The sequence below is a fragment of the Mycobacterium marseillense genome, from assembly GCF_010731675.1.
GTDB lineage: Bacteria > Actinomycetota > Actinomycetes > Mycobacteriales > Mycobacteriaceae > Mycobacterium > Mycobacterium marseillense.
In genome coordinates, this window is the sequence record NZ_AP022584.1 from 383,360 (window position 1) to 397,433 (window position 14,074).

Genomic DNA, 14,074 nt, shown 5'->3' on the forward strand with positions numbered 1-14,074 from the left:
GGCGGTGCCGTGCGGTTGCGACACGCGTGAGCCTGCACACGTTATCTCGACGGCCGATTTGGGAACACGCGGGCTGGACTGTCTTCGACCGTGCGAAAGGATTATGTAGTGGCCTCCTCGTCCCGCGGTTCGCGGCTCGGTACCCGGTTCGGGCCGTACGAGCTGCGATCACTGATCGGCGCCGGGGGACTGGGCGAGGTCTTTCGGGCCTACGACACGGTTAAGGACCGGATGGTCGCGCTCAAGCTACTACGTGGCGAGACGGCCGCGGACCCTGGCTTCCAGCAACGCCTTTGGCGCGAGTGCCGCAAGGTGACGCGGCTGCAGGAGCCCCACGTCCTCCCGCTGCATGACTTCGGCGAGATTGACGGCGTGCCGTTCATCGACATGCACCTGGTCGACGACGGCGGCAGTCTCAAGGACCTGCTGCGCGAGCAGGGCGCGCTGGAACCCTCCCGTGCGGCGTCCATCACGGCGCAGGTGGCGCGGGCCCTGGACGCCGCGCACGCCGCGGGGCTGGTGCACCTGGACGTCAAGCCCGAAAACATCCTGCTCACCCACGACCACTTCACCTACCTGGCCGACTTCGGCATCGCCGAAGCTTTCGGGGACGAGCAGGTCTCGCGGACCTACATGGCACCCGAGCGGTTCACCACCGGACGCGTCGGCTCCCAGACCGACGTCTACTCGCTGGCGTGTGTGCTCTACGAGTGCCTCACCGGGCAGCCGCCGTTTGAGGCCGAGGATGCAGGTGAGCTGAAGAGCGCGCACATTTTGTCGCCGGCGCCGAGGCCCAGCATCATGCGCCGCGGCGTCGGGCGGGACTACGACGACATCATGACCCGGGGCATGGCCAAAGCGCGCACGGCGCGCTTTGAGTCGGCCGGCGCACTGGCCCGGGCCGCCAGCGAAGCGGTGTTCGCGGCCTACGAGCCGGTTTCCGTTGGGGGAGGCCAGATTCCGCTTCCGCGCACCCGGCCCTTCCCCGCGGTCGCGCTTCCGGATGCCTCGGGGGGTGACGACGGCCCCGAGCCGCCTGCTGCTTCTCCGGGGACGCCGCGCCGGCTGATGGTGGGCCGTGCACCGCTCGTGGTGAGTGCGGTCGCGGCGGTGCTGTTGATCGCGGGGCTGGTGTTGTCGGTGAAATCCGTTGTCGCCACTCATCACAACAGTTCCCGGGGGCCGTCGTCAGCGCGAGCGGCCGCGCCTCCCGCGTCGCCGAGCGCGCCGCCGCCGCTGACGCCGACGCTGTCGCGTCCGGTGAAGGGCGCCGACGGACTGGGGTTCGTCGGCGAGACGGCCCGCTGCGACCCGGGCAATCCGCCGGCCGCCGTCGTGCGCACCGCCAAGTCGCTGGCGGTGGTGTGCGAGAACCTCAGCGGGACTTACTATTACCGCGGCGAGCGCATTCGCGATGGCGCGAACATCGAGCTTTCCCATGCCAAGAGGGTCGGCGACGGATTCGACGTCACCAATCCGGTCGACGGTGTCGTCTACGAGGTGCGTCCGCACCGGCTGCGGATCATCAGCTACGGGCACGTCGATTCGTCGGAACCTGTCTTGCAGTACGCGACGGCGTCGTAATCATCTCGGTCGCGGCGTTTTTCGGCTCGTCCGGACGGTGGCCTGAGGGGCGCAGGGCGGGCGGTCCTGGTTCACATACGTCTCATGGGTCACAGAAGTAACGGGATTCCGACCATAAGGTGACTTACAAACGTGCTAGCGGATGTGATAGCGCCGTGCGCACAACCCCGGCGCCAGCACGGCCGAAAGCATTGGTTGCCAACGGCTTTGCTTGAGGCGGGGCGTCGCCACGGCGTGGCTTGCGAGTCCGATTCCCGCGCCGAGGATGGGCCAGATCGGCCAGAAGTAGGTTGCGTCGGTCGTCAGGGCGACGGCCGTCCAGACGGTGAGCACGATGACGACCATGGCGAGGTACGCGGCGAGGTGGGCGCGCAGTCCGCGACGGGCCGCGGCGACGCGGGCGGCGCGCCGGCGGGGATCGTGGCGCCGGATGCGATCGAGCGGCAGGCCGGCGAGCAGTTCGTCGAGTTCGTGGGCGGTCTGCGTCTGGAACACGGTCTGTAGCCGTCGGTCGTACTCGTCGATCTGCAGGTAGCCCTGGGCGAGGGCCTGGCCGAGGAGGTCGGCGGTGCGCTCCCGGTCGTGGGTGCCGGCGAGCGTCGATGTGGTGTCAAGCAGATTCGTCATGTCGCCTCCTTGGTCGTCGATGTGGATGCCATTAACATAGTCCCTAATGTTAATGTCGTCAACATGGCTGTGAAGCGGTCGACCGCACGCCGGCGGGAGAGCTATCACCACGGCGATCTCAAGCGGGCGCTGACCAGCGCCGCGCTGTCGCTGGTGGCAGAGAAGGGCCCGAAAGGGTTCACCCTCACGGAGGCGGCGCGCCGCGCCGGGGTCAGCGCCGCGGCGCCGTACCGGCACTTCGCCGACAAGGCCGAGCTGCTGGCCTCCGTCGCCGAACAGGGATTCCGCGAGCTGCACGACGCGTTGGCCGCGGCCGCCGAGCGCGTGGCGGATCCGAAGGAACGGGTGACCGAGCTCGGCCGCGTTTACGTGCGGTGGGCCATTGCCCATCCCGATCACTATCAGGTGATGTTCGGGGCGGAGCCGGTGAAGGCCGAGCAGCCGGGCGTGGCGGTGGCCGGCGCGCAGGCGTTCGGGGACCTGCTCGAGGCGATCACGCGATGTCAGGAGGCCGGGATCGTCGCGGCTGAGGATCCCCGCGAGGTCGCCGCGCCGCTCTGGTCGCTGGTGCACGGCATCGCGTCGCTCGCCATCGGCGGCCACCTGCGCGCGGTGGGCATCGCTCAGGCTCCCGACGAACTGGTGGCGGGCGTTGTGGCGCAAGTGCTTTGAACCCTTACCAGGGCCGTTCTGTTTCCCGGCTGGGTTCCGGGGTGAACGTGACCGGGAGCGTGCCCAGCCCGGTCATGCTCGGGTTGCCCAGGTACTGGTGGACATTTTCGACGTCGACTTGGTAGTCGGGGATGCGGTCGAGGACGGCCTTGACCATCACCGCCGACATCAGCCGGGCGAGATGCGATCCGATGCAGCGGTGCGGGCCCAGGCCGAACGCGACGTGGCGGTTGGGAGCGCGGTCGAGGATGATCTCGTCGGGCCGGTCGAATTCGGTTTCGTCGTGGTTGGCCGAGAGCCAGCTGAGGACGACGCGGTCGTTTTTTCTCAGGCATTGGCCGCCGAGGACGACATCGTGAGTGACTGTGCGGCTAAGGGTTTGGTTGACCGAGAAGTAGCGCAGGAATTCGTCGGTGGCGGTGCGGTAGAGCTCGGGGTGGTCGATGAGTTGCTGTCTGAGGTTGGGGTGGGTGCCCAGGTGCAAAAGCGTGAGCGCGGTCTGTGAGGTGGTGGTGTCGACGCCGCCGCCGATGAGGTTCCACAAGATGTTGAGCAGCTGTTCGTCGGTGAGGCGATGGCCGTCGAATTCGAATTGCAGCAGGAAGCTGGTCAGGTCGTCTTTGGGGTTGCTGCGTCGGGCCGTGGCGAATTCGACGACTTCTTGCATCATGGCGGGCACTTTGGCGATCGCGCCGGCATACTCGTCGCTGTCTTGGGGGACGGCCATGACGGAGTGAAAGAGGTTGGCGTACAGGCGCCAGTTGTCGTAGGGCAGGCCCATCAGCTTCATGGTCAGGATGGCCGGGACTGGGCTGGCGTAGTCGAGCACGAGATCCATCTGTCCCGTTGCTATTTGTTGGTCGAGGAACCAGTGGGCGGATTGCTCCATGAACGGCTTGAGTTTGTCGACCGCCCCGGGGGAGAAGAACGGGGCCAGCGCGTGCCGCAGGGCTTGGTGGTAGGGGCCGTCGACCTCGCCGATGCCCAGGGCGGGTTGGCCGTCGGGGCGCGGGACACCCATTTCGCCCTGGTAGTTCACGCCGTCTTCGGAGTCTGGTTCGTACTTGTGGGCGAAGGTGTCGCCGTCGCGGGCGGTGTGGCTGACCGTGTCATAGCTGCTGAGGTACCAGAAGCCGTCGTAGTTCTCGTTCCACGCGACCGGACATCGTTGCCGCAGTTCGGCGTTGACGGCCAGCTCGTTGAGGTTGAACGCATCGGAATGATGGTCGAAGTCGACGGTGGCGTCGGGCCGGACCTTCGGGCGTGTGACCATCGAAAAGCTCTCCCACGGAAGCGGTCTGCTTAGTTGGCGGTGACGGGCGCTTATTGGTTTATCTTTGCATTATTGCGCGCTCGAGCCGCGTGGTGAAGCGTCGTCGAAGGTCGGTAGGGATCGTGGTCGTCAGCGGTCTGACTTGCTGCGGAGGTTGGGTTGAGTAGTCATCGAACGGTTTTCAATCACGTTGGGTTGTGCGTCACCGATCGCGAGCGGTCGCGCCGGTTCTACGAGGGCCTGCTGGGGTTTCAGTTCTGGTGGGAGCTCGACCCGCCCGACGGTGCGACGTCCCAGCTGGTGGGGCTGCCCGAGCCGCTCGGCGTGCACGCGACCTACTTGGTGCGGGATGGGTTCGTGCTCGAGCTCATGGATTACTCGAAGCGTCAGGTGCATGCCGGCGCGGAGCGGGTCATGGATCAGATCGGGCTGACGCACATCTCGTTGTCGGTGTCGGATCTACCGGGCGTGTTGGCTCAGGTGGCCGAGTTCGGGGGAGCGGTCGTCGATGCGTCGGTGTCCGCCGGGGCGGCGATGATTCGGGATCCGGATGGGCAGTTGCTTGAGTTGCTTTCGGGCGGGTGGTTGAAGGCGTTGCCGCCGCGGCCGTAATTGCGCGTGCGTTAGGTGCGCTGTACGCGACGCACTCATCAGGTGCTTGCCGAATCTTGTTTTGACCGGATCGCCTCACAGAGTCATCGGCCCGGCGCTCAAAGAGCAGCAACCTCCAAGCTGAAGCAGCCCTGCGCCACTTGGCAACATTGTCAGTCAGATCTCGAAGACTTTCATGACTTCGTCGCCGTAGTCGTTAATCACCTTCACGGCGACACGGCCGGTTTCTGGCTCGGGGAAGGGCCGGGATGTGGTCTGGTAGAGGCTTGTCCAGGCTTCGGCGTCGATATCGGACTTGAGCGCGAGCTTGAGTCGCTTATAGGGGTCGTTGCCACCGGTGAAGTAGCAGTGCCGGACGAAGAACGACTCACCGTTGTAATTGGTGTCTATCATCCACAGTGCGATCTGCCCGGTGTCATTGCTGCGGATTTCACCTGTAGTCGGGTCGTAGACGTCTACACCGCGCAGATCGACGATGACCTCGCCGGAGTCCGTACGCGTGATATGAATGTCGGGTTCGCCGAAAACCGTAAATAGGTTGCCGGCACCCGTCTTTTGCAGGTCCTCGCCCATAAGCAGATCAGCGTTCATGCGAACGAGCAGGACCGGAATACGCCCGAGTTTGCGTTCGGCAGCAACATTGGCAAAGCCCTCGTCGGAGGCGTCGACGGTCAGACCGTCGCTCTCGGTGACGCCGACGGCTAACGGGTCGAAGGAGAACGCCAGGACGCAAAGCAGCCCGACGCGACTGGCGTGAATTGCCTCTTTTGCGGCGGCCTTTATGAACGACGGACTTACCGTGCCGTATTGCGGACCGATCGATATACCGACCATCGTGTCGCTGTCGGCCTGACTGGCCAGTGCCTGGATGTACTCGCCGGCGTAGGGATCGACGGCGGCGAATGTCATACGTTCTTTGCGTCTCCCATTCTGGATGCCAGCCTTGGCGAGATTGTCCAGGATGGACTGTTCGAAGGTCGGTGCATTGGCGTCAGTAGTCGCTGCGGCTTCGCTGATGGTCTCACGGTTGACATTTTCGACCGTGCCGGCAAACGCAAGCGAGCGGTGGGGCGAGAGGCTCTCCACAGTGAACGGACCGGCCACCCGGACTTTAGACCGATCTTCATAAGGCTTGTCGTAGAGTTGCTCGTAGCCGGCATGCCGCTTGATCGCCGCATCAATTTCCGTACGCGACATGCCTTCTTTGACATCCGGGTTGTTGGCGATCGACTTAAGCGTGATGTGTTGCACGCGTGCGTAGACGAAGCCGTGTCGGACGTCGTTACCCACCTTGCCGCGCAGGCGGTGCTCGCCCGTTAGCTCGGATTCCTTCGCCCTGCCTGCGTCGGAGTCGGCGAGCAGGTAGTAGGGGAACTTCGCGCCTGCCAGCCGTTGCCGCGCAAGGGCCAGTGCGACACGTGAGGTATCGATGGTAATCCAGCGACGGCCCCACTGTTCGGCGACGAAAGCAGTTGTGCCGCTGCCGCAGGTTGGGTCGAGAACAAGATCCCCGGGGTCGGTGCACATAAGCACACAACGCTCGATGACTTTGGTGTTCGTTTGGACGACGTAGAGCTTGGGATCACCAAATCCCGCAACGCTTGTGTCATCCCAGAAATTATTGATCGGAAAGGCGGGGAAGTCCTCGATGTAGCGGACGTATGAAAGCGTATTCCCCGCTACTCCCAAACGCTTAGCGGCGAGCAGACGCGACATACCCATTTCGTTCGTTTTCCAGCGACTCTGCGCATTAGGTCTGAATGTCCGCCCTTCAAACTCCACTGGGAACCACGACGCCGCACCCTCGCCTTTGGTGCGACCGGCGCTTTGGCTCGTCAGATTGTCCAGCCGATATATTCGGTCTTCGGCCTGGAGCATCGATGGGTCTCGACGCTCCTCGGGTGTTAGCGTTCGGCGAACTCCCTCGAGTTCAACGTACCTGTACGCGCCCGCACCGCTGCCGCCCGCAGCCTTACCTTTGTACAGCTGACGGTATTTCACCAACTCGCGTTCCTTGCTATACCAAAGTACGTAATCGACTGTTCCAGGTAGTAGTTCACCGGTCGCACCAGTTGTCGTCCGGAATGAGATCTGGGAAACAAAGGAGTCGGAGCCGAATACTTCGTCAAGTAGGTTCCGTACAAGGTGCAGATTCGCATCACCGATCTGAACAAAACAGGAACCAGTTTGAGTCAGCAGATCCCGTGCCACCACCAGCCGGTCGCGCAGATACGCCAAATAGGAATGAATCCCTAGCGCCCACGTGTCTCGAAAGGCCTTGATCTGTTCGGCTTCTCGTGCGGCATCTTCGAGCTTGCCGTCTTTGACGTCGCGCTTGCGCGCTGACACCTGCCAATTTGATCCAAACTTGATGCCGTAAGGCGGATCAACGTAAACCATCTGGACCTTGCCGCGCAACAACTCTCGCTCCGCTAGCGACCCCATAACCTGCAGCGAATCACCAAGAATCATGCGGTTAGACCAGTTGGCCTGGTGTTGGTAGAACTCGATTTGTGCAAGCTCATCAAGGCCGTCGAACGTGTCGAACAGACTCAGCTCGGGCTCGTCCTCGGGCCGTTTGGCAGTATGGCGCAGATTCTCGATTAGTACCCGTGGGTCGATCTTCTCCTGTATGTACACGGGAGGAGCATCGACAGCGAGGTCCGTGGAATCCTGTTCGTCTTTGCCGCGCCAGACGAGCTGCGGATCTAGGCTTGGGTCGCGGGGGTAACGCAGCTGTGACGGCATCTCAGTTGCGGGATCTACGAAGTCATGCGCGTCGGCGGTCGGGATATTTGCACGTTTGTCGTCGTGGCGGATCGACTCGACCTTAGTGGGGACACTCGGCCGGGGTCTCTTCCTACGCGCCATGTTGCACCTCGTTAAAGTCCATGAGTTCGGGATCGCCAATAATCGCGGTGTCGTCGTATAAATACTGAATCGCTTCCGCGAGAACGTGTTTGGTCGTGACTGGGTCCGTGATCTCGATGTAGCCCCACCGGCCGAACCCGCGGTGGTTGTTCACTGCGGGACACCAACTTTGCCGCGCAGTGCGTGCTTTTTGCTTGGTCGGCCCTGGACTCTTTCGACTGCCTGAGACTTCGACGATCAGCGTCCTGTCGAAGTCTTCACCTGGTGCTCGGACCAGGCGCACAAGAAAGTCCGGTACATACGAGTGGGACCTGCCCTTATGGACATACGGGATCGAGAACCCCAGATGGTCGTTCTTTGCGAACGCCGCAATCTTGGGATGCAGCTCGCATTCACCCGCGAGAATCTGCTCCCAGGTGTTTCCGCGCTGGCCATCGAGTGTGACGTGGCTGATCTCGGACTTCGTTGTGCTGACGACCGCCTTGCGGGTGAGGAACGAGACGTCTGCTGTCGACCCGACTGGGTCGAAGTGGCGCAGCATTGGCCGCAGGCGGGAGCGCCGGTTGGCGTGCTGCTCGGCGATAGCATCGTTAATGTGTTCACTTGCCTCCGCAAGCTTTTCGGCGCTCGTGAGCAGATAGCCGATGGTTAGCCCATCACTGACCTTTACGCATTCATCGATCCACTGCGCGGCGATCCTTACCAGTTGCGGGAAAAGCCAGGGCCGACGGTTCTCGCCCGACACTTCAAATCGTTCTTGGAGCAGTTTGCGCGCCAGGACGAACGCCACTTCGCGGGTGCGATACGTGCGTGGATCACGAGCCTCGACGAGTTCGGGCATGCCAACAATTCCCGCGGACTCGCTCCATGTCGGCACCGTGCCCTTTGCAATGACAAAATCCGGCGCACCGGTCGTATCGAAAGGAATGGCGGCATCCGGAATTTCGATGCGATAACCGTCGAGCTTCGGAAAAACGATCCGTAGGTGTTCGCGGCCCTTCACCGAGCGGACCTCGACGGCAGGCGAGAGCGGTTTGATGTCTTTCATCGGTTTGTCCGATGGGATGAAAGCAAATGGAATGCCGTAAATGTTGGCGTATTCCGGCTCGAAGTGTCCATCGGGCCCCACGAGGTAGTTGCGCCGGCGCAGCCCCCGCCCGACTACCTGCTCGCATAGCAGTTGGCTACTGAAAGCGCGGATACCGAGGATATGCGTGACGGTGTTCGCGTCCCAGCCTTCGCTCAGCATCGCAACGCTAACGACGCAGCGTACTCCCGCACCGAGCATGCCGGGCTTGCCAACGGTGTTCAACACTTCCCGCAGTAATTCTTCGTCTGTGAGCTTTCCCGTATCGGCACTTGGATTGACCAGACGATATTGTGATTTGAAGGCCTCGATCTCGGCGGCGGCTGCGGTCTTGAAGTCTCCCTTTAGTGCGTCGCCAGATTCCAGTTGCGCCGAGTCGACCAGGATTGTGCGTGGCCGATCGAGCTGCCGGCCGTCGACGACATTGCTAAACAGATCGAGTTTGCCTGGCCGTAGCTTCGTCTGCTCGCCAGCGGGGACATCTGTACCCGCAATCCACTCATAGACCAGCTTCGATACCAACGTGTTTGGGCACACGACTATGTAGACAGGCGGTGTCTCGCCGTGCGGCTCCAGTTGCCGTTGCCAATGATGGAACGAGCGCTGGTAGCTACGGTACAGGCTGTTCAACGCACCTTCTAAAACCTCCGGAATCACCCAGCCATCGGAGCCCACCGCGTCTGGTGCCTTGCGCTTCGGGAGCTTATCCCCGACGGATTCCCACAGCCTCAGATAGACGACGAGATCGCCAGCAGCGTCGTCGTCAACTGGCGTGCGCGGCACCTTTACGATTCCCGACTCGATCGCGTCCATTAATGAGAAGTCGCTAACGGTCCAAGGGAATATGTAACCCTCGTTGTAGCCCGAACCAGAGAGATAGAAAGGCGTCGCCGAGAGGTCATAGACCTGCTTGAGGCCGACCCGCCTGGCGATTGCCTGGATGCCTCGAAACCAGACCCCTGCCTCCTCGTTCGCATCATCCTGATCTCTGGTCGTCGTCGCGGGTTTGGACTGGTAGCAGTGGTGGGCCTCGTCGTTGAGCACGACGATCTCTTGCTTGCCCGTAGCTGTTCCGAAATCGCGCAGCACTCGGGCCACCATCGCTTCCGGCGTCTCGCGGAAAGGGTCTTCTTTGCCGTTAAGGAGGATCTTGCGGGTTGTCGCAGAGACACCGCGAATCTCCTTGGCATCCCGCTGTAGGAAGGCGTGGTAGTTGGTGATGACGATCTGCGCCTGGTGCAACGCGCTCTCCAGCTCGGGCGGGATCAAGCCGCGTAATTTGTAATAGTTCTGTGCGTGGCCAGGGTCGAGGACCCGAAGCCGGTCGCGGATTGTGATTCCGGGTGTGACGACGAGGAATCGCTTGGCGAATCGGGCGTCGCGCGGGTTGTAGACCTTGTTGATCGTGTGCCAGGCAATGACCATCGCCATGACTACGGTCTTGCCCGCACCCGTGGCCATTTTTAGTGCGACTCTGGGCAAACCAGAGTTGTGTTCCGCGTTTGCATCGTCGAGGGTTACGCGCCAGTCCCTGTAGCCGTACCGACCCGCGACTTCTGCGAGGAAAATGACTGTCTCGGCAGCTTCGCGTTGGCAGAACAGGACCCGGTTCTCCCGGTCTGCATCGGCCCAGTGCTGCAGCAGCTTCCGGCTGATTGGGGTCACTCGTTCGTAACCGCGCTGCCGCCATAGGTCAACGTCGCGCCGCAGGTCGTTGATCAGCGAGTTGCGTTGCCGGCGTTCGCCGGTGAGATCGAAGTCGATCTCCTGTTGTGCCGGCTTACCGCCCTTCTTTGCTTTGGCGATTGGAATGAACGACTCGCTCGGCCGTCGGCCGTCTTTTATCTCGCCCGTTGGGCCGTGCGGGCCGATAACGAAGTGTCGGGCCGGCGGGTCGTAGGGCGCATTGATAACGGGGTTGTCTATTTGTCCGGTCACCGAGCCCCCTCGAGTATGAGCGTGCGAAACGGGCCAAATCCTATCCCGCCTGGCCAGTGGTTGGACTGCAATCAAAATGGATTTGCCCGACTTGTCGATAGGAGACCAGGCTGGGTGCCAAGCCCATAGGGAGCTGAGGTTCGGACAAAACTGACGGTGGTCGGCCTTAGGGTCGAGCGTATGACACGAGTGGTGGGCGTTGGACTGCTGGCATCGGCGTTCGCGCCATTGGTGGCGCTGCTCGCTGTCCTGAAGCTCCACGACTTCAGATGGGTTAGCTGGTTGGTCTTGGCCGCCTGTTTAGCAGCTGTTCTGCTCCTTGCCATGGTGCTTCATAGTCTGTCAGGACTCCAAACGCGGAGCGTGGAAACCACATCTGTAAAGCGAGCCGATGAGCGGATGCTCGCGTTCACTTCGAGTTACGTCGTACCGGTCGTTGTTGCACTGTTCGGAGGACCGAAGGGGCCAGTTGTGGCGGCGACATGGGCGCTCGTAGCGCTCCTAGCCGTGATCTACGTCCGTGCCGGTCTCTATCACTTGAATCCGACGCTCGCCATAATGGGTTTCCGTCTATACGAGGTGACGGCAACCAACGGTGCCGTCACGATGCTTCTGGCGAAGCGCAAGCACATTCCGCAGCACGGGACCGTCGAATGTAGCTATCTTGGGGACGACGTCGCAATTCAACTGAAGGGGCAGCGGTGACTGCTGAACCAGCAAGGAAGGCGCTCACGGACGCCCTCGGCGCACATGTTCCGACGCTGGACAACTTTGTTGTGCGCGGCAATGCCTTGGCGGGCGCTCAGGTATTGCGATTCGATGTCGTCACGGAAATGGCGACCGGTGTCATCCAAGATGTCGCCCGCGCCGCCACCGGTCTGTCGCAAAAGCAGTTCATTGACTATGACCCGTCCTACCAGACCAGCTCGTCTCAAGTGCTTGTGGAAAACGTAAGCGAGATTCCCGAGCTTGAGGCAGTAGACTCCCAGGTTCGAGGGGGCGACGTCCCCAATGATGTTGGGGGACACCAGGTCGTCGCGATGGCGCATGCGGTCGGTATCGCCGCAAACCAGATCGTCGGCTATCGCTTGAAGGGCGCCGGAATCGTCACGCGTCGAGCGAAGGGAATCACACTGATACCGCGTGACGGTATCTACAGACCGATTGACGGTGAGGTGCTTTACTACGAACCGCGCTTCGACGTATTCACGTGCGCGGGCTTCGCGTACTTCACGACAGTGACGCTGGTCCAGACCAAATTGCATGCCGTTGAAAAGGCACGCCAATTGGCTCGGAAAACGCTAACAACGGTGACGGCCAAAGTGAAAATCGACGGGTTCGAGGGCTTGCAGAACGCGGTGATGGACGATCCCAGTATGCGAGCGAAGATGGCGCATGTCGCGCGACTCCTGCAGTCCGATCCCGCGTATGCCAAAAACTTGACGACCAACAAGCTGCTCAAATTTGTCGAGTCCAACCCCGACTACAACATCCCCGTGTCGACGGCAGGCGGTGCGAAGGCCCTCCTCTTCGATCCATCCCCCCAACGCCGCCACCAAATCCCACGTCTACTCGCCGACGACTACCTTCACAGCTACCTCACCAACCGCAACTACGAGGCAGGGTCAAAGCAGCGTGTCAAGGCATAGCGCCGGTCCTAAGCCGGAACACGGCGAACGGACCAATCGTCGCTGATGCACAAGCCTCGAACATGTTGTGCAGAGCCAGGTCCGGTTTGCTCGAGATTGCGGCTTGCCTGAGGTACCGCTTTGGCCGAATGAACGGAGCTACTCGCGGGGCAAAGTCAGTAACAGCGGCCAAAAGTCTTTAACTCGAACTGATGAGCATGTCCTTCCACGTCTTCGGCGTCTTTGCCCGCACCAAATCCGACTGCCGATAAAGCTGCCCATCCGGCGCAACGTACCGCCCCGTCCCCGGATCGTAATGCAGCACCGCAACCGACGGTGACACACCAGAACCGTTGGTGCCAAACGCACTTGGCGCCGCCGGCACGGCATCCGCATCAGGCGCCGTCGGCGGCCGGTTGAGCGAACCCGGCGCCGACGGCCCCGGCGGTGTTCCGGCGGGCGCCGCCCCCGGCGGCAATGGCGTCCCCTCCACCGGCCCGAAAAGCCTGTCCTGGACCGCTACCCGGTCATCCGGCGGCAGACCCTGCGACAGCAGATTCGGATCCAGCGGATACGGCCCCAGCGCGTGCTGCCGCTCCGCAAGAGGCACATACTCCTTATCGCTGTTACAGATTTCGACTGTGGGAGCGCGCTTTCCGGGCTTGGTCATGCAGGGATAGTTCCGCGCCCCGCGCACGGAGATCGGCGAGTCTTGCGGCAGCTTGCAATACAGATTGTCGGGGGTGTCGGCCTCGCTCACGTCGGCGGGGGAACGCCACTGCGACGGCGGCAGGAACCCGACCGTGCACGCCGGCGGGTCGGCGATGGTCAGCGTGAACCCGCCGACCGCCAGGCCGGTCGGATTGTTGGTCACGCCGTAGGAGCCATACGCCGCGACCGACGGGGGCAGCAGCACCAGCAGCTGCTCCAGCGCCGGGTGATAGGTCACGCCGATCTGCCCGATGGTCGACAGGTTCGCCAAGAACACCGGCAGGGTCGGCTTCACCTGATCGAGCAGGCGCGAAACCTCCTGCGCGAAACCGGGTCCGGTGTGCAGCAGCTTCCGGAACTGCGAGTCGTCCTTCACCATCTGGTCAGTGAACCCGGCCAGGTTGTGTGCCCACCGCCGGGTCTGGTCGGAGGTCTGAGCCTGCGCGTCTAGGAAGGGCCTGCCGTCGTCGACCAGGGCGCGGGTGTGGTCGACGACGGCCGAGGCGTCGTGCGAGAGCTTGCTCGACGAATCCAGCATGGACTCCAGGTCGTAGCCCGACCCGTTGAACGCCGTGAACGTCTCGTCGAGCAACTGCCCGACCTTGTCTTTGGGGATGCTCTTGACCAGCGCGCTGAGCTTGTCCAGCATCGGCCCCACCGGGCGCGGAATGCTGGTGTCGCGCGCGGCAATCACCGACCCGTCGCGCAGGTAGGGCGCGCTCTCCGAGCGCGGCACCAGATCCACGTACTGTTCACCTACCGCCGACATGCTGCGCACCGCCGCGTGCACGTCGGCGGGGATCTTCGGCGAAGTATCAATCGCCAGTGTGGCTTTCGCGCCGGTCGCGGTCGGGCCGACCGCGGTCACCTTGCCGACCTGCACGCCACGGTAGGTGACATTGCTGAACCGGTAGAGCCCACCGGTATCCGGCAGCTCCAGGGTGACGGTGAGCTTGCCGACCCCGAGCAAAGTCGGCACCTGCATGTACTGAAAGAACATAAACCCCATCGCGACCACCGAGGCGAGCGCGAAGATCGTCAGCTGCATCCGGACGAAACGCGTCAGCAGCA

At 62.4% G+C, this 14,074-nt stretch carries 10 protein-coding genes; 5 read left to right on the forward strand and 5 right to left on the reverse strand.

Going from position 1 to position 14,074, the window contains the following annotated elements:
- Nucleotides 1–108: 108 nt before the first annotated feature.
- On the forward strand, nt 109–1,584 hold the full coding sequence (locus G6N26_RS01680; RefSeq protein ID WP_083017652.1) for a serine/threonine-protein kinase: 1,476 nt from the start codon (nt 109–111) through the stop codon (nt 1,582–1,584).
- A 135-nt stretch (nt 1,585–1,719) separates the two neighbouring features.
- Here G6N26_RS01680 and G6N26_RS01685 read toward each other — a convergent pair whose 3' ends face one another.
- Nucleotides 1,720–2,211: a DUF1707 domain-containing protein gene (locus G6N26_RS01685; RefSeq protein WP_083017650.1), complete on the reverse strand. Its 492-nt coding sequence runs from the start codon at nt 2,209–2,211 to the stop codon at nt 1,720–1,722.
- 69 nt (nt 2,212–2,280) lie between these two features.
- Here G6N26_RS01685 and G6N26_RS01690 point away from each other — a divergent pair, with 69 nt between their 5' ends.
- A complete protein-coding gene (locus tag G6N26_RS01690) occupies nt 2,281–2,883 on the forward strand; it encodes a TetR/AcrR family transcriptional regulator (RefSeq protein ID WP_083017788.1) in 603 nt (200 codons plus the stop codon).
- 4 nt (nt 2,884–2,887) lie between these two features.
- On the opposite strand, the gene G6N26_RS01695 is transcribed toward G6N26_RS01690, so the two are convergent.
- Complete coding sequence (locus G6N26_RS01695) at nt 2,888–4,156, reverse strand: cytochrome P450 (protein ID WP_083017648.1); 1,269 nt, start codon at nt 4,154–4,156, stop codon at nt 2,888–2,890.
- A 159-nt stretch (nt 4,157–4,315) separates the two neighbouring features.
- Here G6N26_RS01695 and G6N26_RS01700 point away from each other — a divergent pair, with 159 nt between their 5' ends.
- Complete coding sequence (locus G6N26_RS01700) at nt 4,316–4,768, forward strand: VOC family protein (RefSeq protein WP_083017646.1); 453 nt, start codon at nt 4,316–4,318, stop codon at nt 4,766–4,768.
- 156 nt (nt 4,769–4,924) lie between these two features.
- Here the strand turns inward: G6N26_RS01700 and G6N26_RS01705 are convergent, their stop codons facing one another.
- The gene (locus tag G6N26_RS01705; RefSeq protein ID WP_083017644.1) at nt 4,925–7,639 is read right to left on the reverse strand and encodes a site-specific DNA-methyltransferase; all 2,715 of its coding nucleotides are present in this window, start codon (nt 7,637–7,639) and stop codon (nt 4,925–4,927) included.
- Nucleotides 7,629–10,664, reverse strand: a complete 3,036-nt coding sequence (locus tag G6N26_RS01710) for a BPTD_3080 family restriction endonuclease (protein WP_083017642.1) — start codon at nt 10,662–10,664, stop codon at nt 7,629–7,631. Before G6N26_RS01710 ends, G6N26_RS01705 begins: the two co-directional genes overlap by 11 nt.
- Nucleotides 10,665–10,844: 180 nt before the next feature.
- On the opposite strand from G6N26_RS01710, the gene G6N26_RS01715 reads away from it, so the two are divergent.
- Together G6N26_RS01715 and G6N26_RS01720 are read left to right on the forward strand one after the other, a co-directional pair.
- Complete coding sequence (locus G6N26_RS01715) at nt 10,845–11,369, forward strand: hypothetical protein (protein WP_139799134.1); 525 nt, start codon at nt 10,845–10,847, stop codon at nt 11,367–11,369.
- On the forward strand, nt 11,366–12,313 hold the full coding sequence (locus tag G6N26_RS01720) for a hypothetical protein (RefSeq protein WP_139799133.1): 948 nt from the start codon (nt 11,366–11,368) through the stop codon (nt 12,311–12,313). The genes G6N26_RS01715 and G6N26_RS01720 overlap by 4 nt, the downstream gene beginning before the upstream one ends.
- A gap of 178 nt (nt 12,314–12,491) precedes the next feature.
- Here the strand turns inward: G6N26_RS01720 and G6N26_RS01725 are convergent, their stop codons facing one another.
- Nucleotides 12,492–14,072 (reverse strand): MCE family protein, encoded by a 1,581-nt coding sequence (locus G6N26_RS01725; RefSeq protein ID WP_083017786.1) that lies wholly within the window; start codon nt 14,070–14,072, stop codon nt 12,492–12,494.
- Nucleotides 14,073–14,074 lie beyond the last annotated feature (2 nt).